Raw genomic sequence first — 19,289 nt, 5'->3', positions numbered from 1 at the left:
TTTCCACTCAAAAGCAGAAGAGAAAGCGGCAGCCCCAGCGGACACTACGAAAGTAGAAAAGGCAGAAGGCAAAGACAGTAAAGAGACTTCAAAAGCAGATAAAAAAGAGAAGAAGTCCAAAGCGACAAAAAAAGACGATAAAAAAGGAAAAGACATGATCGCAGTATTCGAAACCAACAAAGGCACATTCAAAGTTAAACTTTTCGCTGATAAAGCTCCAAAAACAGTTGAGAACTTCGTGGGTCTTGCTGAAGGCACTAAAGAGTGGACGGATCCTAAAACTGGCAACAAAGTTAAAAAGCCATTCTATGATGGTTTGAAATTCCACCGCGTCATCCCTAACTTCATGATCCAAGGTGGTGACCCACTTGGAACTGGTACTGGCGGCCCAGGTTACCGTTTCGAAGATGAGTTTCCAGCGGATGCTCCTAAGCACACTAAACCAGGCATCCTTTCTATGGCGAATGCCGGACCTAACACAAACGGTTCTCAGTTCTTCGTGACTGTGGCTGCAACTCCTTGGTTGGATGGCAAACACACAGTGTTCGGTGAAGTGATCGAAGGTATGGATGTCGTTGATAGCATCTCTAAAGCTCCAACAGGCGCAATGGATCGCCCGGTTGAAGACATCGTGATCAAGCACTTGAAAATCGAAAAGAAATAATTTCGGTTTACAATCTGAATCTAAAAGCCCACGTCAAAAGCGTGGGTTTTTTATTTATGGCAGCTCGTTCAGCGAGACTTGCGCTTTCTTGATGCTTTCGTCGGTTTCACGCCAGTCGTTTCTAAGTTCGCTGAGTCTTGAGCGAATATCGTCCATCTTTGACCAAAGATCTGAGCGGCGGCTGCGAATGTAAAAAGCTTCTTCGCAGACAGTCTTGTACTCGTTCTGCTTGCTTGATTCATTGTAAACACTCTGTGAGTGGCACTCTTGAGCATTTGAAGGGAGTGTTGAATACTCGCTCTGAAGATTTCTTTCGGTCTGGGCGTAGCCTGCTTCTAATGCCTTAATTTTATCGAGACTCGCACGTTGTTCCGCAATATAGGAAGTTAAGTATTCTCTGCGACCTTGATAGAAACCCGGCAAAAAGACCTTTTCTTGCTCAGGTGAGCAAAGATTTTGATAGATCTTTCCCGCTTTACCAAACGTATATCCTTTTTCTTTCGTACAATATGTCAGAAGACCCTTTTGATAGAGACTTTTCATCTGGTTCATTTCAAGGCCATCACAGAATTTAAAGAACACCGGAACGCCTTCTTTAGCGCGGGCGTAAATCTCGTCATACTGACACATTTTTTCGCGGCCCTGTTTGAATCCTAGATCCAATTGCACAGCACTTGTTAAATCGAGCTTTTTGCAGGCCTTCACGAAGCCGTCTTCTTCGAGATACTTTCCTTCGAAAGCCACTTGTTGAGAGTAATTAAACCAGTTGGTTTTTTCACAGCGCTCTTTCAACGCCCAGTTTGAACAACCCACCGTCAATAGAACTAAAAACCCAGCTATGAAATGTCTCATAATGAGATTTTACTAAAACCCCTTCGAATGTCACACATCTAACACGGGATAGACAAATTAGGGCCTGGTCTCACTCTGAGACGCCTCTATTCAAATATAACCAGGCATCGGCCTTGCTTTATACCTTTGTAAGCACCCATACGTGTTTTAGGAGAGCCCATGAATTGGTCCAAAATCATTGCTAGTTACTTTGTAATAGCCCAAATGGTCTTGGCGCCTGCTATTTCTCATGCGGCCACTCCAGGCCTTGAAGTGGAAGACGGCAAACTGACTCAAGAGGGTCAGAAAAGTGCTGCTGCCTTATCCGATTACGCAGCAAAGATGAACTACGACTCTCGCTTGGATCTTAAAAATAACAAAATGTACTTCGTCGACCGCGAAACTAAAAAAGTTGTCGGTGAGGTTGCTCTTCGCGATCAAAAATCTCTGATGGAATATTCGCCAAGCACGCTAAATTCAAAATTGCGTGCCGGCATGGCAAACTTAAAAATCGCGAATAAGGAATCCGCGATGCACGCCTGGAAATCATTCCCGGTGGAGTCCGCAGCCTTCTTCCTCGCTTTGGGCGGTATGACCGCTGTTCAGCTTTTGACGAACTATGCTGATAATCCTGTAGGCATGAAACAACATATTGAGCACAGTCTTTCTCCTGTGGGTCAATTGGGTTTCTTCATGTTTATGTATTCTCAAGGCGTTACATCAAACGTTTTGAACATGTGGTTGAAACGTCCAAAGCTCGGCATGCCGATTGGTATGCTGGGGATGACTGTCGGTATGGCGGTTCAGGGCTATTTCACTCAAGTCGTTAGCGATCCGCACATCCGTGCTTGCGCAGCTTCTGTATTTAAAGGCGAAAAAACTGAAGGCGTCGATAATCCTTGCGATGGCGCATACAAATATCTCGTCGTAGACAAGAAAATCCTTGAAGGCCCGGGCATTGCTTCCCTTTTAGGGTCTTTCTTAGTTGTGACTGGTGCACGTTTGGCGGTTGGTGCCGTTCTCAGAGTCGTTGGTATCGAGCTCGCAACGTTGTTGATGCCGGGCGGTCTTGAAGTGAAAGGTGCACGCTGGCTGATTACACTCGCTTCTAGTGGTGTGAATGCGGCCCTCTTTACCGTTGTTCAGATGAAATTGGAACACTACATTTCCTATGCTTGGAAAAACTACTTCGATGGAAAAGAATTTGTCGGTCTTAACGATGACATCGTCGCCGGTATTGAAGCACAAAAGAAATCTCAATGGTCCGGCAAAACGGATGAGCTCAATCAAAATCTCCGCGACTTTTCTAAGAAGATGAGCGCTTGGCGTGTGAACAACCTTTCAGAAGCATACATGGCTCACCAAGCTTGGTCTGGTTTCTTAGGAGAGCTGACTTCGAACTATACGGCCTCTTTCAATTTCTACGACATTTATGTCAAAGAACTTCTGTCACCAAAAGATTCAGGTATTGACCGCCTTTACCCGCTTTATGGTGTAAAACCTAAAAACTTGGCTGATGGCAATGAAGACAATTATTTCACTCGTCCAGAGCGCATTGAAAAGATGCAAATTGAAACGGCAAAAGACGTTGGCGCTTTCATCGCCGAGAACTTACAAAATGGATACTATAAAAAATTAGGGTTTATTAAGTACCAAACAGACATCATGACTAAGATCCAAACCGGTCTTATTTCGGGCGATGCCTCTACTCAAGGTAAAGCAATTCTTGAACTGAATGATGCCCGCAGAAAATACTCACAAACAGTTGTGGGTTCGATGGATTTCGGCCGTGAACTTTATAAAGTAGCTGCGATGCTAGGCGATCCAAATCCAATGTTTGAAAAAGGTCGTGGTTTTGCTGCGACGATGATGATGTCTCCGAGCATGATGGAGCCATACAAAAATGTTCAGTTGGATAAATACAACGGTTTCTTTAAGACGCCGACAGTTGCTGACTACTTCATCGTGCAAATGATGTGCGGCCCTGACGTTACAAGAAATGAGAAAACAATCAGCATTACGAAAGGCTTCCCCGCGAAGTTCAGTGCACCAACAATTACTTTAGAAGACGAAGCCAAAGAAAGACTTTGCTATGGTGCCGTTGCGAATGCGGTGGGCGCTGAGCGCTTGTACAACTTGCCTGTCGGCAGCTATAAAACCGCTCCTGATTTCTTACGTGGAAATATCAATCCAGAAGTTAGCAAGGACTTTAACAATTGGTGGGAAAGCCATACCGAGGCTGAACTGAAGACGGCCTTCCAAAGCTTCGGTCAGTCTTACAAAGGTATCATTGCTAAACTCTATAAAGGTTTGAATGAAACTAAGAATAGTTCATGGAACCGTGGTTTGATTTCAAACGGTGCGATGATTGCGGCCTTCCAAGAAGCACGCATGTACTCGCTCGTATTGGGTGAGATCTTGAAAGACTCTTATAAGGCAAGCAATAAAAAGGATTTACCTCAGCAGTACTTCTCTGCGGACGTAGATCCTAAGACGAGTGTGACTATTGCTTCCTATAATATGAGCAAAAAACCTGTATTAGCTTACCTCGCGTATGCGCCGCGCTTTGATTTCAATACGTTGACGAGCAGAAACCCCAATGCTGACGTTCGTAGCTTAAAGATTCAAAAAGAACTCGATAATCAGTTTGCTCTGATGAACGGTCTCATTCAGAAAGCAAGAACTCAATCTGTTAAGACAGAGGAGTATCAAAATCAATTGAAAGCCATCGAAAGTAAATTGACGGAGTTCAGTGATCTTTTGGGTATTAAGAAAGCTCAAAAAGCTCAGGATGCCTTCGCAATGCCTGCGGTCCCAGGTTCTGAGGCTGCTATTGAGTCTTCGAATTCACTTGTGACTTTGAAAGACGACCAGAAGGCGCTGGCCGTTACTTGTCTAGAACTTCTACAGTCACTCAGCCAGGAGTTGTCAATGTATGGCAATATGGCGGGAACGGCGAGATATCCGGACTCTAAATAATTGGAATAGATCTTGAAATAATTACTAACTGTTAAAACGAATACCAAGAATAAAGGAGCTTCAAAATGAAAAAGCAATTTATCGTAGGAATGATGATCATGACTTCCGTTATCTCTTTCAACGCTTTCGCGGGCTCTACAGCCGTGAGATCTCCAAAAGAGGTGGTAGTTGATTACATGAAACAAATCGAAGAGTTCAAAGCCTCTGTAAAAAGCGGTAAAGTAAAAGCTTCTAGTCTTGAAACTGCTGAAGCTCTGAAACAACAAGATAAGACGATGGATGACCTCGGTCTTACTAATAAAGAAAAGAACACTCTCAAATCTTACATTTCTTCTGGTAAAGCTCAGAAAGTAGATGTTATCAGCACTTTGAATGTGTTGTTGGCTGCTAAAAACGGTACTGCCGGCAAGACAGATGCTGAGTCTGTTTCTATCCGTAACTACGTAGAATCTGCTACGAAACTTTTGACTAACATGGATTTGATCGGTGAAAAGAAAAGCTCAACTGAGTTGTCTGAAACTGAGTTCAAAGAGTCTGGTGACGCTTTGACTAAAATGATCGCAATCCTTGATAAGCCATTGTCTTACGAGACTGCTGAGAGAGATATGTTCACTGCTTCTTTGAACAAATTGGGTGAAAAAGCTCCGACAGCTGAATCAATCAATTCAGCTTTCGTTCAATCAATCATGGCTTCGGCTAAAAACGCTGATGGTAAAGTTGGTGTTTCAAAAGATAAAGCGATGGAAATCATCCGCAAAATCTTGAAATGCGTATAGTATCTTAGTTTATTTTTGGTAAGAAAGAGCCCTCCGAAAGAGGGCTCTTTTTATTTTCTAGCTATGCCATTTCACATTGCGTTTTTCTTTAATGAAGATCCCACCAATGATGGCTGTTGCCAGAGCCACACAGATCGGATAAATCAAACCCGCAAAATGATTTCCGGTTGAAGCCACAATCGCTGTTCCGATGAACGGAACCAACCCCCCGAAAACCCCGTTACCGATATGATAAGGCAGTGACATCGACGTATACCGAATATGGGTCGGGAAGAGCTCCACCAAGAACGCGGCAATCGGTCCGTAGACCATTGTGACGTAGATTACTTGGATGAAAACTAGCACAGTTAACATCGTGGCATCAGGCCCCTCCGGCAAAGTCGCATAGTGTTCCATTCCTTGATAGATTGGAATATAAGTCAGAGCGGCAATCACCATCCCCGTCAGCATGATTTTCTTTCTGCCGATTTTATCTGACAGTCCACCGAAGACGATAAAGAACGGCGTCCCGAAGAGCAAAGCGACCGCGATAATTTTATTCGCTAGAACGAAGTCGACTTTTAGCACCGTCTGCAAGAAGTAAAGTGCATAGAACTGACCAGTGTACCACACAACCCCTTGGCCTGCCGTCGCACCAAAGAGTGCCAACAAAACCAGATTTCTATTCTCTGGAACTAGGAAGCTATCACGCAAGGGACTTTTTGAGGCCTTCCCACTCGATTTCATTTCCAAGAAAACCGGAGATTCCGACATACGACGACGAATGAGGTATGAAAAAATCACGAGAACAATTGATATCAAGAACGGCAACCGCCATCCCCAGTCTTTAAAAGTATCTTCACCGAGTCCCAAGCGCGTCGCGAGAATCACACCAAGAGATACGAACAAACCTAGAGTTGCCGTTGTTTGAATGTAACTTGTGTAGTACCCGCGTTTCCCATCGGGACTATGTTCAGCAACGTAGGTCGCAGCACCGCCGTACTCACCACCCAATGCAAGACCTTGCAATAGACGAAGTAACAAAAGGCAGATCGGCGCGAGTATTCCGATTTGTTCATAGTTTGGAAGAAAACCGATCGCTGTCGTTGAAAGACCCATGATGATCAATGTCACCATGAACGCATACTTTCTGCCGACGACATCACCGACCCGTCCGAAAACCAAAGCACCGAAAGGTCGCACGATGAATCCCGTTGCAAAAGTGGCCAGCGTACTTAAGAGCGCAACGGTTGGATTGTCCTTAGGAAAAAAATGGGCTGCAATAATCGTCGCGAGTGAACCGAAGATGTAGAAGTCATACCACTCAATCAGAGTGCCCGCACTGGAAGCGGCGATGACCTTCCAAATATTTGTAACCTCTTTGCTTTTCATAAACATCCCTCCATAAGATTTTTATAGAGTGAACGCTCAAGTCCGTCAGTGACGGTCGCAAGAAGATTTGATGAAAAAACAGGCTCTATTTAGGTTCGTCAATAACGATGAGAACTTCGATACGACGGTTCTCTGCTCGATGTTCAGGAGTATCATTCGGGACGAGTGGCTTCTGATCCGCATACGAGATCGCAGCCATGCGTTTCGGATCGATGTTTTGATACTTGATAAGATAACGGACAACACTCGTCGCGCGAAGACTGCCGAGTTCCCAGTTGCTGGCAAACTTATCGGACTCCGCCGGTTGGTCATCGGTGTGACCTTCAATAATGATCTTCTTATCGGTTTGCTTGAGGAGTTCGCCGAGCTTATTCAAAGTCTCGAGAGCTGATCGCTTCATTTTGAATTCACCCTCGGGGAACATCGCTGAAGCTGCGAGAGAAACACGAACCCCAACGGCATCATGACGAACCTGCAAGCCCAAAGCTTTTTGTGTCTCGGCATTGATTTGCTTACTTAGATATCTTGCCGTGTAGTCGGCGGCCTCGGCACTCTTACCTTGTTTCGGAAAGCTTTGTGGGCCCTCGGTGCCTTGAAGATGTTCTGCGATGATTTCACCGGCGTCTGGAACTTGGCTGCCGCCTTCTTTGCCGGCGCCACCGGTGCTTAACCGAAGGTTGACCCGGACGGAATTCTCAAATTCTTTCTGTTTGTCGACGTTATTTGTCGAAGTTGCGTACATAACCACAAAAAAAGCAAAAAGCAGAGTGATAAAGTCAGCATAAGAGACCAGCCATCTTTCATGATTTTCATGCTCTTCATGACGCCTCCTCATCTTTCCTCACTTAAGCTCGTGAGCGAGCGCTCTTAATTTTTGGTCAATCAACATAGTACTGAGTGAAGAATTAATTAAAAGTCCGCCTTCTAGCAGAACTCTTCTTTCTTTCATACGCAATGCAATTTTCTTTTTAATTTTGTTCGAGATCGGTAAGAAAATCAGATTGGCAAAGCCGACGCCATAAATCGTCGCAACGAACGCAACCGCAATCCCCGCACCGAGCTTGCTGGTGTCAGAAAGATTGCCCATGACGTGGATCAAGCCAAGGACCGCACCGAGGATTCCAATGGTAGGCGCAAAACCACCGGCATCACTCCAGATCTTTGCCGCAGATAACAACTCGTCTTCTTCTGCATGGAGTTTGCTTTCGAAAATTTCTTTCGTCATCACTTGGTCTGTGCCGTCAACGATCACTCTGAGCATGTCTTTAATCAGGGGATCTGTCGCCTTTGGAATTTTAGCTTCCAATGCCATTAGATTTTCTTTGCGAACAGTGCGTGCGTAATCGACCATCTCATTGATTTTGTATTCAATATCACTCTCTTTTTCAGAGAACGCCTCGCCAGCCAACCGGAATCCGAGTTTGATGTCTTTAGAATTATTCGACACCATGACAGCGCCCAAGGTTCCAGCGATAACAATCATCGCAGCGGTTCCTTGCATCAAAGAACCGAAATGACCACCATCAAGCGTATTCGCCAGAAGTATCCCACCAACGCCAATAAGTAATCCAAACCACGTCGCTTTATCCATATTCTCTATGGTGACATAGGGGCCCAGGAATGACACGGTCGCAGCATTGTTCCTAGACTTTCTTAAGAGGTGAATTTACCTTGGGAAATATGGATTTTCTGTACGAGCTGGACAAAAGCCTTCTTTTACTTATCAACCGTCAATGGACGGCCCCATGGGCGGATGCTTTTTTTCCGGCTATTACTGATCTCCATAAAAGTCCCCTCTTCATGGTGTTCATTGTTCTGACTTTGCTTTCATTCTTTCTTTGGAAGTATCGCAAGTACGGATTGATGTTCTTTGTAGGTCTTTTGCTGGCTCTAGGAACTTCAGATCTTGTTGGTAATCATGTTTTCAAGAAAAATGTCGCCCGCGCACGTCCCGGGGACTACCTCAAAGAGATGGTCATTGTTCGCTCCCCTTACGGCGGCTATAGCTTCACTTCAAATCATGCGGCGAATATGTTTTGTTTGGCAAAGTATGTCGCGGAGTTTTTTCCACAAAGCCGTCTTGTGATGTACGGAGCTGCGACTTTGATTTCCTATAGCCGTGTTTACAATGGTGTTCACTACCCTTCTGACGTTGTTGGAGGTGGTATCATGGGTTGGATCATGGGATGGATTTATAGTATTCTTGGGAAAGAACTCTATAATCGCTGGAGAAAGAGAAAAGTAACGACATGAAAGTTCTAGTTACAGGTGCGAACGGATTTTTAGGAAGCTGGCTCACACGTGCTCTCGTCAAGCAAGGACACGAGGTCTATGCCTTAGTTCGCGCCCAAAGCGACTTGTCAGAACTAAACGGTGTCTCTTGTAACTACGTCTACGGAGACATTACAGATCTCGATAGCTTGTACAAAACCTTCGGCGGTATGGACACCGTCTTTCATCTTGCGGGATTGATTGCCTACAAAAAAGCAGATCGCGCTAAAATGGAAAAGATCAACGTGTTTGGGACTGAAAATGTGGTGGATGCCTGCCTGACAAAAGGCGTTCGCCGTTTAGTATTTCTTTCTTCGGTCGTCGCCGTGGGTGCGGGATACAACAAGAACCAAATTCTCAATGAAGACTCCGAGTACAATGTTGGAAAGCTAGATCTCGGTTATTTCGAGACAAAACGTAAAGCTGAAAAAATCGTTCTCGAGGCCCATAAGAACAAAGGCCTTGATTGCGTCATCTTGAACCCGAGCACGATCTATGGAGAAGGCGATGCCAAAAAAGGCAGCCGAAAAACGCAGTTAAAAGTCGCTCAGGGAAATTTCAAGTTCTATACTTCCGGTGGCGTTAGTATTGTTGCCGTTGAAGATGCTGTCGACGCAATTATTTCTGCTTGGAAGAAAGGCCGGAGCGGTGAAAGATACATTCTTTCCGGAGAAAATATCACGATCCAAGAGCTGTTCCGCCTGATCGCGGAAGAAGCCGGCGTACCTGCTCCGAATACCAAAATGCCGACCGCCGTAATTTTTGCGTTGGGTAAAATTGGCGACATTATGGAATCAATGGGTATGAAAGGCTCGCTCAGTACTGAGAACGCCTGGACCGCCACGATGTTTCACTGGTTTGATAACAGCAAAGCAAAAAAGGAACTGGGCTTTAATCCGCGTCCTGCTCGCGAAGCAATTCGAAGTAGTGTAAAGTGGATGAGAGATAATGGATTGCTGAGCCACCAATGAAAAAGCTAATTAAAATTGTAGGTATCCTTCTTTTAGTCGCGATCGTCGGCGCGGGTTCTTTTGCCGCCTATATTTATTCACACATTCCGAGCGAACAACAAATCAAAGGTTGTGTCGTGACGACGATGTATCAAGTGAATTTATGCCCAGGCTCTAAAGATTACGTTCCCTTAAAACAGATTTCTTCTCTCTTGCAAAAAACTGTGATTTTGACCGAAGACTCTTCATTCTACGAACACAATGGCTTTGACTGGAAATCCATCGAAGAAAATGCGCGTAAAAACTATGAAAAAGGCACCTACGCCAAAGGCGGCTCGACGATTTCTCAACAGCTTGCAAAAAACATGTTCCTCTATAAAGACAAGACTCTGCTCCGTAAAGGACTAGAGCTTGTAATTACTATGAAGATCGAAAAGACCCTTAGTAAAAAAGAAATCCTCGAGCGCTATTTAAACGTGGTTGAGTTCGGCAAAGACATCTACGGAGTTAAACAAGCAGCTCACTTCTACTTCAAAAAAACTCCGGCACAACTCGATGTGGTTGAATCTGCTTTCTTGGCGATGATCCTGCCAAATCCGGTGAAATACTCCCAGTCTTACTTCCGCAAGGAGCTTACTCCTTTCGCCCACAAACGTATTAAGCAAATCGTCACGGACATGTATCAGTACAGTCGCATCACCGAGGATGAATACAATACCGCTATGTATAAGGTAGATAGTTTCTTCTCACCGGGTGGTGGATCCATGGATGCCTATTTGCAAGAAATTGAGAACTCAGGTCAGAATGTCGATGGCAATAACAGCCCACAAACAACCGACATGCCGACTCTCGATGAACTTGAAAATCTGGGCTCTGAAGAAGACTCTGGCTTCTAAGTTTATTTGAGGAGTTTTCCGCGAATACGATAGATTGCGATATTCATTGCGAGCACTCCCGCAATCAACAATACCAGCGTATGAATTCCGACAGCCATCGTGAAGCCCTCTTGCAAGAGTCCACGGACAGCTTGAACCGCATGGGTCAGTGGGAAAAGGTACGCAACGTACTTTAATCCACCTGGCAGTTGATCAATCGGGAAGTAAGTTCCACTAAAGAGTGACATCGGTACGATGAAACCCGAAGTCGAATAAATGAAAGAATCATAGTTACGTGCATACGAAGTCATGATCATCGCCAGCGAAGCAAACAGCCAGCAAAGCAAAAGTAGAATCAAAAGGGCTGGCAGAATTCTCCATGTGTCGATCAAACCGAAGAACGACGCCACAAAAGCAACCCCGATCACACTGAAGTAACCCTTTGTTCCCGCCCATAAGAGTTCACCAAGAGCGATCTCTTCAGGACCGATACGAGTGAGCATGATCGTTGCGTACGTTCTTTGGTGAGTCAGCTTCGTGAAGCCACCGTACGTGCCTTCAAAGAAAGCGACCATCATACCCGTGGAACAAAGCAAACCTGGGAAGAAGAAATCAATATACGAGTGGCCGCCGATATTTGCGACGAACGTACCCAAACCAAAACCGATCGCACCCAAGTACATGAGCGGTTCCAACAGAACCCAAAAAAGGGATACGGTCCAAGTTTTACGGAAATAAAGGAAATTACGAGACCAAACCCGTAAGAAGCCACTATTCATCTTTGGCGTACGAATCATATCGACGAACTTCATTACTCGTCCCTCAATTGATGACCGGCAAGCTTCAAGAAAACGTCGTTCAACGTCGGCTTACGGATAAGGATTTTATCGCTGGCGATCAACTCAATCGCCTTGCGGCCATCTTGAGTTGGATTGATCAAGATCATCACAGTGTCCTGGATGACTTGATAACTGTATCCGCCCTCTTTCAAGCGGCCGATGTAGTAATTTAAATCGACAGGGTTGGTTTCAAACTCAACCACTTCAATTCCGATATGCTCAAGAATCAAATCCGCCGGAGAACCGACAGCCAAGATACGGCCGTGATCCATAATCGCCACACGATCACAGAGGCGTTCGGCCTCTTCCATGTAGTGAGTCGTTAAAATCACAGTCGATTTTTCCGCTTTAAGATGTTTAATGAAATCCCAGATCCACAAACGCGCTTGCGGGTCCAGGCCCGTTGTTGGCTCATCGAGGAACAAGAGCTCTGGACTATTCATAAGCCCGCGAGCAATCGCCAAGCGGCGCTTCATACCGCCGCTCAGAGTATCGACAGAGCGATCCGCATATTCTTCAAGACGCATTTCACGCAGCAAAGCCTGAGCCTTCTCAGAAGCGGCACGCGCAGGGATCTCATGATAGCTCGCATAGACTAGCAGGTTTTCCAGAACGCTAAAGTCTGGATCCAAACCGTCTTCTTGCGGGATCACACCAATTCGATTTTTAATTTCACGGAAGTTTTTCTTAACATTTAGGCCGAGGACGTAGAGTTCGCCGCTTGTAACAAGGGCACTGCAATACATCATCTTCATGGTGGTGGATTTGCCGGCTCCGTTGGGACCCAGCAAACCAAAGCATTCGCCTTTAGGAATCTCTAGATTGATGCCGTTGACGACAAAGTTCTCGTCATATTTCTTTTTGAGATCTTTGAGTTCAACGGCAATCTTTTGGCTCATTACCTACGTTATTCTTTCGCTGCTCTCGCACGAGCGTTAGGGCTCAGCTCGCGGCAACGCAAACGAATATTTTTAGGCGTTACTTCGATGAGCTCAGATTCTTTAATCCACTCCATCGCAGATTCCAACGTCATAGGACGAACTGGAACGAGACGGATAGCTTCATCAGAACCCGACGCACGTACGTTGGTCAACTTTTTCTCACGAGTGATGTTCACTTCGAGGTCATTTTCCTTCGCGTGCTCACCGACGATCATGCCTTCGTACACATCTTGACCATGAGTTACGTACATAACCCCACGCTCTTGAAGATTCCAGATCGCGTATGCAGTGGCTTGGCCTTTACGGTCAGAAATCATCGCGCCGTTCATACGGTGCTCGATCTCGCCCTTGTATTGGTCCCAACCATCAAACTGAGTATTCAAAAGACCTGTACCGCGAGTATCGGTCAAGAATGTTGAACGGTAACCGATCAAACCGCGTGAAGGAATACGGAATTCCAAACGAGTACGGCCAGAACCTTTCTGAACCATGTTCGTCATCACACCTTTACGCTTACCGAGTTTCTCAGTCACAGCACCAACGAACTGATCTTCGATATCGATAACCGCGATCTCCATTGGCTCCATTTTTTGACCGTTTTCAGTTTTCATAACAACGGTTGGTTTTGAAACTAGCAACTCGAAGTTTTCACGGCGCATTTGCTCGATCAAAACGCCCAATTGCAACTCACCACGGCCGATAACTTTGAAAGCATCGGTGTTGTCAGTTTTTTCTACGCGGATCGCAACATTGTACAACAATTCGCGCTCAAGACGCTCAAGGATCTTACGAGAAGTAACGCTCTTACCTTCCATCCCTGCGAATGGACCGTTATTTACCGAGAACACCATACCTACTGTCGGCTCTTCTACGCGGATACGTGGAAGTGGACGTGGGTCTGTTGCAGAAGTGATAGTGTCACCGATCGTGAAGTCTTCCATACCTGCGATAACTGCGATGTCACCGGCACCGATTTCTTGTGCTGGAACTTGCGAGTTCACTTTGTATTGGAACAAAGCAGATACTTTTACTTTCTTTTCTACGTTCGCCTGAACGCAAAGAACTTCATCACCTACTTTGATAGTACCGGCACGCATGCGGCCGATCGCCAAACGACCTACGTAGTCGTTGTAAGAGATGTTAGAAACCATCACTTGAAGTGGATGATTTTCTTCGATCTTTGGTGGTGGAACCAAGTTTACGATAGCATCGTACAATACTTCCAAAGAACCTGTGTTTACTTTTGGATCGAGTGTCGCCATACCTTCACGCGCGATTGCGTAAACGGTGTGGAAGTCACATTGTTCTTCAGTTGCATCGAGGTCGATGAACAAATCGAAAAGCTCGTTATGAACTTCTTGAATACGAGCATCGGAACGGTCGATTTTGTTGATACAAACGATGACTTTGAGGTTTTGCTCAAGAGCTTTTTTCAATACGAAACGAGTTTGCGGAAGTGGACCTTCAGAAGCATCGCAAAGAAGGATACAACCATCAACCATGTTAAGGATACGTTCTACTTCACCACCGAAGTCACTATGTCCCGGTGTATCTACGATGTTAACTTTGATATCTTTGTAAACGAAAGACGCGTTCTTCGCGGCGATCGTGATACCACGTTCTTTTTCAAGATCCATAGAGTCCATCAAGCGTTCTTCCACGTGCTCATTGTCACGGAAAGTACCGGCTTGCTTAATCAAGTGGTCAACCAAGGTAGTCTTACCATGATCGACGTGCGCGATAATTGCGATATTTCTAATTTTCTTTGGATCCTGAATCATCTGTTTTCCTTTTATCCGTGTCCGCCCATAAGGAATTCCTCATGGCTCGTATCTTCTTGTTCAATTGTACCAATGCTTTTAAAAAATTCCGTCGCTAGATCCATGAGTTCATCATGAGATTTTGTTTGGAATAAGTTTTTTCGAAATTGGGAAGCGCCAGGATACCCTGTCGAGAACCAAGCTGCAAACTTTCGCAGCTGAATTCCGGTGATATGCTCATCACAATGCGCCACGATAGCCTCTCTCAGGTCTAGGAAAAGGCCCAAATAGTCTCGAGAGAACTCTTGAGACATCTCTTCGCCTTTCCACAGGCTTAAGGCATCCATAAAAATGTGTGGATTTTTTAAGCAGCCGCGGCCGATCAATACGCCATCACAGCCCGATTCTTTCACACGTTGAACCGCTTGTTTAGGAGTGAGAATATCTCCGTTGCCTAAAATCGGTAACTTCGCTTTTGATTTTACATCTGCGATGTAATCCCAATCAGCCCAACCAGAATAAGATTGAGCGCGCGTGCGACCGTGAATCGCAACCCAAGTAATACCCTCGTTGTATGCGATATTGCAGACATCATGCGCATTCAAAGAATTCGCATCCCAACCCGTTCTGATCTTGATCGTCACTGGAATCTTCACTGCATTCACTGTTGAGCGAAGAACTTTCTCCAACAGAGGCAAATCACGAAGCATCCCAGAACCCGCGCCCTTTTTAACGACTTTAGGCACAGGACAACCGAAGTTGAGGTCGACGAAGTCCGCACCCATCTCTTCAGCGACTTGCGCGCCTTTTGCGATAGTCTCAGGATCTTCACCGAAGAGTTGAATGCCAATCGGTCTTTGTGTTGGATCAAAGCTCATCAGCTTGAGAGTGCGTTCGCTTTTGTATTCAATGCCCGTCGCGCTCACGAGTTCTGTGACAACGACACTCGCCCCACGTTTTTTCATGAACGTGCGGAAAGCGTGGTCGGTAATACCCGCCATCGGTGCTAGCACAAAAGGATTCTGCTTTAAGGCTTCAAGTGGATGCATGCGAAGGCACAGGGTATAGCAAAAAGGCCGTGTTTGGGATAGAGGATTCATGTTAAGTTATTATTTTATTTGAAGTTTTTACTGTGGGATAAGTTTGTTTAGGATGCCCACAACCCTCAGATACGCTATAAGAGTTTTCAGCCCAACAGCGGAGGAAATATGGCCGACAGTGTATTCGATAAGCCCTTAGAAACCACTTACTCTGAGCCTGCAATCGACTGTGACTTTGAGGCCTTTTCTCAAGTAGTCGAGAGTCGCCGCTCCGTCCGCGTCTTTACCGACGAAAAAATCCCCGATGCTATTGTGGAAAAGTGTCTGGATTTGGCGTTACTAGCTCCCAACTCTTCGAACTTGCAGCCCTGGGATTTCTACTGGGTGAAGTCCGCCGATAAACTTGAAAAACTCAAAGAGTATTGCCTCAACCAGCCCGCGGCAAAGACCGCTCCGACGCTGATCGTGTGTGTGGCTCGTCCCGATAACTGGCAACGGGGGCAAAAGATCAACATCGACTTCTTTGCGAGCCAAGAAAAAGTTCCGTCGAGTGTAAAGAGCTACTATCACAAGCTCGTACCTTTCGTTTATGGCAATGGGCCGCTGAATATTTTGGCTCCGCTGAAAACATTGGCTGTTGCCGTGCTCGGTCTTTTCCGAGTGATGCCCCGTGGGCCCTTTGGCAAAAGTGGAAATCTTTTGTGGGCAACAAAAACGGTTTCTCTTGCTTGTGAAAATCTCATGCTCGCCTTCCGCGCCGCGGGTTATGACACTTGTCCGATGGAGGGTTTTGACGAAGTCCGAGTTAAAAAGCTTTTAAAACTTCCTCGAGGAGTCGGTATCACAATGGTTATCAGCGCGGGAAAGCGCGCCCCTAATGGAGTCTACGGACAACGCATCCGCGGGACTAAAGAGCTGTTTGTGAAAACCATTTAGTTCTGAGCACAAAATAGAGTTTTTACTTATACCGATTTCAGTCAAGTTTTCGTGGGGCTCTTTCTTATTGCTCTTAGTATTTGGTACGATAGAGGCATGAGAACAATATTTCTTACTCTTGTGCTTATTTGCTTTTTTGGAATCTCTCAAGGCTTCGCAGCTGGGCCCATGTGCTCACTGGTTTTCACCCAATTTGGTGGCAAAAAATATTTCTCTGAAAATGGTTTGCAGATTTTTCGCTCGCCAACTCTGAAAAAAGAAATGGCCTTTGATTACAAGCCCGCGAAGAAAGCTGGGCCAACGTGGCTGATCATCCACGGCCTTGGTGATGACATGAGTAAGATGGAGCAAATCACAGCCCTAGCTGACGCTGAAGGGTTTGGTGTTTTACGAGTTGATCTGTTTGGTCATGGCGAAACGCTGCAACGATACATGTCGACTCACGATGGACATCTGCCGGGGGATCTGTACTACAAAGACAATATCATTGTAATCAAAGAGCTCTTACAGAAAAACAATATCAAAGACGTTGTCATTGTCGGCCATAGCTACGGTGGCGGCATTTCCTATGGGCTTGCAGCGGAGCTTGGCCATCTCAAAGGTAAAAACAAAATCAACGTACGCTCACTGCATATGCTGGCTCCGTATGTCCAAAGAATTGATAAGTTTATAAAAAACTATTTTCAGTCCCCGGACTTTTTACTGCACCAAACGGCGAAAACCATGGAGCAAATGGGTGCTCACCCCGAAGTCGTCAAGAATATCATGGATCCTCTTTTTAGTATGACTTGGGCAATGACGGCGGGAATTCGTTACATGAATGACTTCGTGACGAGCTCTTTTAAAGTCGATCAGTGGCAGGACTTCGCCATGGATCCAATTTTGCAAAAATACATGTCACAATCATATCGCAAGTATTTCATTGCAATGACCAAGAAAGATGAAAGTGCTCTGAATGAGAAAGAGCTAAAAGCGATCGATATTCAAGTTGAAGCCGCCATTCGCGTGACAAAGGGAATTCGCGATTTCGATTTGTTGGATACGACATCTGATCTGAAAGACTTCGGAGCTCCGGTGCAAGTGATCGGTGGCAATAAAGATAAGCTTGTGATCCCCGGTCAGCTTTATGAATTCGATCAGCGTCTAAAAATCGATAACATTCCTCACCGTCTAGATTTTGTCGACGGCGAAAATTCGCATCATCTGTTTCCGCGCTATATGGCTCCGGAAGTTTATGGGATGATTCGCGCGTTTCAAAAAACGCCTCAGAAATAAAAAACAAAAGCCAGAGGGACGCTTGAAACCACTCTGGCCTTTGTTGCCGTTCATTATTTAATTTTCAAACCTAGCTAACAGATTACTGAGCAAGCTCGATGTGCATTTTGTTGAGGCCCAAGTTCACACCAAGACCACGAGCGAATTGCAAAGAAACTTGGATAGCCAATTGTGGCAAACCCACTTTAGTAGCCGCGATAACACCAACGCCACCAGCAACTGCTGCTTGACCTTGAGCTACGTAGTAAGTACCCAATACGTCTTCTGGTTGAAGGTTCAACAATGAGAACTCAACTGCTTGACCAGCAAGTTTCATGTAACCGAAAGAAACTTGTGGAGACAATGGAGCTGCATCCATAGTTACATTTACTGGGTAGTCAGCAACTTGACCCGTTGGAGTTGCGCAAAGAAGGTTCCCTTTACCAGAGAATTTGTACTCACCAACAAGAACCTTAAGGCCTTTAGCTGCGCCGTTGAAGTTCAAAGAGCAAGCCCAAGTTGGTGAAGTGAATGCGTGCGCTGAAGATGCACCCAAAACCATCGCGATTGCCAAGATCATTTTTTTCATTTTATTTCTCCTTACCGATTTCACTCGGTGGTTATTATTTTTTCGAAGCTGCTTAATTGCCACTTCTTGTTTTTCAATTTTCTCCCGCGTCGGGAACACAAAGAGAAATATGGCAGGTGCATTTGAAAGTCTAGAGGGTGAGCGGGACATCTTGTCCCGAATTTAAGTTCCGGGACACTCTGTTCCGATTTTTGGGTTTTTTACACACAACGCGTAGGGAACACAAAAAAAGCTCGTGTTTATGACCTATGTCGAGCGCTCAGGGCAAACCAGTTCTCAAAGGAAATGAGTTTTCATAAACTAGAAGCTCTATTAATTTAGGAGCTCGCTTGTATCAGTTAGTAAACCTCTCAAAGATTTATAACAAACAGCCCGTCTTATCAGATTTGAATCTGCGATTTCAGAAGGGGCGCTTCGTCGCACTTCTCGGCAGAAACGGATCAGGCAAATCGACATTGATGCGACTCCTGGCTCAGCATGAGCCTTTTGAAACAGGAGATATTCTTTTTCAAAATCAAACCCTCAGATCGCCACGCCTTCAGCTTGCTCAGCAAATAGCTTTTATTACCGAAGAAATGGCTCTTCCCGTCGCTATTGATTTGAAGACTTGGGGGCGAGAGTTCGCACGCATCCATGCCGCCTATGATATTGATCTTTTCCAAAGCCTAGCAAAGCAATTCGAGATCGATCTTGGAAAAAGTCTATTGGATCTTTCTCGAGGGCAAAAAGCCAAAGCTCTGTTCTCTCTTCACGCTGCAAAGAAACCCAGCATCTATATCCTTGATGAAATCACCTCCGTCCTCGACAGCGGCTCACGGGTTACGCTCATGCGTTTCTTAGAAAAAGAACGCACTCGTGGATGTCTTATCATCATGAGTACTAATATCGCCGGAGAACTGCAAGGCTATGCCACAGACGTTTGCTTTCTCGAAAAGGGTCATATCGAGTTCGCCGCCACCGCCGAAGAGATTCCTCAGCATTTTCTAAAAATCAAAGCGAGCGAGTCTGAAGTACAATCTTTAAGACTTGTAGAAAAAGGTTTTCGTTTTATAGATAAAAATGCGGATGGCTCCTGGACGCTCATCGTACGAAAAAAAGATCTGACGACGGATTACCAAGCGCACGTAGACCGTAGAGCACTAACGATCAGCGAGTTGACTACTTATTTCACAAGCACGGTGACAGCATGATGTGGTCGATCAGATTACGGTTC

Annotated in this window: 18 protein-coding genes; 9 read left to right on the top strand and 9 right to left on the bottom strand. The window is 45.4% G+C overall.

Annotation, left to right across the window (positions count from 1 at the left end; all coding sequences use genetic code 11):
- Nucleotides 1-154: 154 nt before the first annotated feature.
- The gene (locus tag JSU04_02910) at nucleotides 155-664 is read left to right on the top strand and encodes a peptidylprolyl isomerase (protein MBS1969225.1); all 510 of its coding nucleotides are present in this window, start codon (nucleotides 155-157) and stop codon (nucleotides 662-664) included.
- A gap of 54 nt (nucleotides 665-718) precedes the next feature.
- Here JSU04_02910 and JSU04_02905 read toward each other — a convergent pair whose 3' ends face one another.
- Complete coding sequence (locus tag JSU04_02905; GenBank protein MBS1969224.1) at nucleotides 719-1,516, bottom strand: DUF2799 domain-containing protein; 798 nt, start codon at nucleotides 1,514-1,516, stop codon at nucleotides 719-721.
- A 159-nt stretch (nucleotides 1,517-1,675) separates the two neighbouring features.
- Between JSU04_02905 and JSU04_02900 the strand changes: the two genes are divergently transcribed.
- Nucleotides 1,676-4,474, top strand: coding sequence for a hypothetical protein (locus JSU04_02900; protein ID MBS1969223.1), 2,799 nt, complete (start codon nucleotides 1,676-1,678; stop codon nucleotides 4,472-4,474).
- Nucleotides 4,475-4,539: 65 nt separating this feature from the next.
- The gene (locus tag JSU04_02895; protein ID MBS1969222.1) at nucleotides 4,540-5,250 is read left to right on the top strand and encodes a hypothetical protein; all 711 of its coding nucleotides are present in this window, start codon (nucleotides 4,540-4,542) and stop codon (nucleotides 5,248-5,250) included.
- 57 nt (nucleotides 5,251-5,307) lie between these two features.
- On the opposite strand, the gene JSU04_02890 is transcribed toward JSU04_02895, so the two are convergent.
- The 3 genes from JSU04_02890 to JSU04_02880 all read right to left on the bottom strand — a co-directional run bounded on the left by JSU04_02890 (nucleotide 5,308) and on the right by JSU04_02880 (nucleotide 8,212).
- Nucleotides 5,308-6,627: an MHS family MFS transporter gene (locus JSU04_02890; GenBank protein MBS1969221.1), complete on the bottom strand. Its 1,320-nt coding sequence runs from the start codon at nucleotides 6,625-6,627 to the stop codon at nucleotides 5,308-5,310.
- Nucleotides 6,628-6,706: 79 nt separating this feature from the next.
- Complete coding sequence (locus tag JSU04_02885) at nucleotides 6,707-7,456, bottom strand: OmpA family protein (GenBank protein ID MBS1969220.1); 750 nt, start codon at nucleotides 7,454-7,456, stop codon at nucleotides 6,707-6,709.
- Between the two features lie 6 nt (nucleotides 7,457-7,462).
- Entirely contained in the window at nucleotides 7,463-8,212 is a 750-nt protein-coding gene (locus JSU04_02880) for a flagellar motor protein (GenBank protein ID MBS1969219.1), read from the bottom strand.
- Nucleotides 8,213-8,301: 89 nt separating this feature from the next.
- Here JSU04_02880 and JSU04_02875 point away from each other — a divergent pair, with 89 nt between their 5' ends.
- From JSU04_02875 to mtgA, 3 genes are read left to right on the top strand one after another with little or no spacing between them, the layout of a single operon-like run.
- Nucleotides 8,302-8,874: a phosphatase PAP2 family protein gene (locus tag JSU04_02875; protein MBS1969218.1), complete on the top strand. Its 573-nt coding sequence runs from the start codon at nucleotides 8,302-8,304 to the stop codon at nucleotides 8,872-8,874.
- Nucleotides 8,871-9,863, top strand: coding sequence for an SDR family oxidoreductase (locus JSU04_02870; GenBank protein ID MBS1969217.1), 993 nt, complete (start codon nucleotides 8,871-8,873; stop codon nucleotides 9,861-9,863). The genes JSU04_02875 and JSU04_02870 overlap by 4 nt, the downstream gene beginning before the upstream one ends.
- Nucleotides 9,860-10,738 carry a monofunctional biosynthetic peptidoglycan transglycosylase gene (gene mtgA / locus JSU04_02865; GenBank protein MBS1969216.1) on the top strand — a complete coding sequence of 293 codons (879 nt, stop codon included), beginning with the start codon at nucleotides 9,860-9,862 and terminating at the stop codon, nucleotides 10,736-10,738. The genes JSU04_02870 and mtgA overlap by 4 nt, the downstream gene beginning before the upstream one ends.
- A 2-nt stretch (nucleotides 10,739-10,740) precedes the next feature.
- On the opposite strand, the gene JSU04_02860 is transcribed toward mtgA, so the two are convergent.
- From JSU04_02860 to dusB, 4 genes are read right to left on the bottom strand one after another with little or no spacing between them, the layout of a single operon-like run.
- Nucleotides 10,741-11,529 (bottom strand): ABC transporter permease, encoded by a 789-nt coding sequence (locus tag JSU04_02860; GenBank protein ID MBS1969215.1) that lies wholly within the window; start codon nucleotides 11,527-11,529, stop codon nucleotides 10,741-10,743.
- On the bottom strand, nucleotides 11,529-12,455 hold the full coding sequence (locus JSU04_02855; protein ID MBS1969214.1) for an ABC transporter ATP-binding protein: 927 nt from the start codon (nucleotides 12,453-12,455) through the stop codon (nucleotides 11,529-11,531). The genes JSU04_02860 and JSU04_02855 overlap by 1 nt, the downstream gene beginning before the upstream one ends.
- A gap of 8 nt (nucleotides 12,456-12,463) precedes the next feature.
- Nucleotides 12,464-14,278: a translational GTPase TypA gene (gene typA, locus JSU04_02850; GenBank protein ID MBS1969213.1), complete on the bottom strand. Its 1,815-nt coding sequence runs from the start codon at nucleotides 14,276-14,278 to the stop codon at nucleotides 12,464-12,466.
- 11 nt (nucleotides 14,279-14,289) lie between these two features.
- Entirely contained in the window at nucleotides 14,290-15,306 is a 1,017-nt protein-coding gene (dusB, locus tag JSU04_02845; GenBank protein ID MBS1969212.1) for a tRNA dihydrouridine synthase DusB, read from the bottom strand.
- A 159-nt stretch (nucleotides 15,307-15,465) separates the two neighbouring features.
- On the opposite strand from dusB, the gene JSU04_02840 reads away from it, so the two are divergent.
- The gene (locus JSU04_02840; GenBank protein ID MBS1969211.1) at nucleotides 15,466-16,233 is read left to right on the top strand and encodes a nitroreductase family protein; all 768 of its coding nucleotides are present in this window, start codon (nucleotides 15,466-15,468) and stop codon (nucleotides 16,231-16,233) included.
- A 96-nt stretch (nucleotides 16,234-16,329) separates the two neighbouring features.
- Entirely contained in the window at nucleotides 16,330-17,508 is a 1,179-nt protein-coding gene (locus JSU04_02835; protein MBS1969210.1) for an alpha/beta fold hydrolase, read from the top strand.
- An 82-nt stretch (nucleotides 17,509-17,590) separates the two neighbouring features.
- On the opposite strand, the gene JSU04_02830 is transcribed toward JSU04_02835, so the two are convergent.
- Nucleotides 17,591-18,076, bottom strand: a complete 486-nt coding sequence (locus JSU04_02830; GenBank protein ID MBS1969209.1) for a hypothetical protein — start codon at nucleotides 18,074-18,076, stop codon at nucleotides 17,591-17,593.
- 329 nt (nucleotides 18,077-18,405) lie between these two features.
- On the opposite strand from JSU04_02830, the gene JSU04_02825 reads away from it, so the two are divergent.
- Nucleotides 18,406-19,266, top strand: coding sequence for an ATP-binding cassette domain-containing protein (locus tag JSU04_02825; GenBank protein MBS1969208.1), 861 nt, complete (start codon nucleotides 18,406-18,408; stop codon nucleotides 19,264-19,266).
- Nucleotides 19,267-19,289: the final 23 nt, after the last annotated feature.

Source organism: Bdellovibrionales bacterium (assembly GCA_018266295.1).
GTDB lineage: Bacteria > Bdellovibrionota > Bdellovibrionia > Bdellovibrionales > Bdellovibrionaceae > JACMRP01.
The sequence above is the reverse complement of the archived record's forward strand: the minus strand, read 5'-3'. Positions and strand labels throughout refer to the sequence as shown.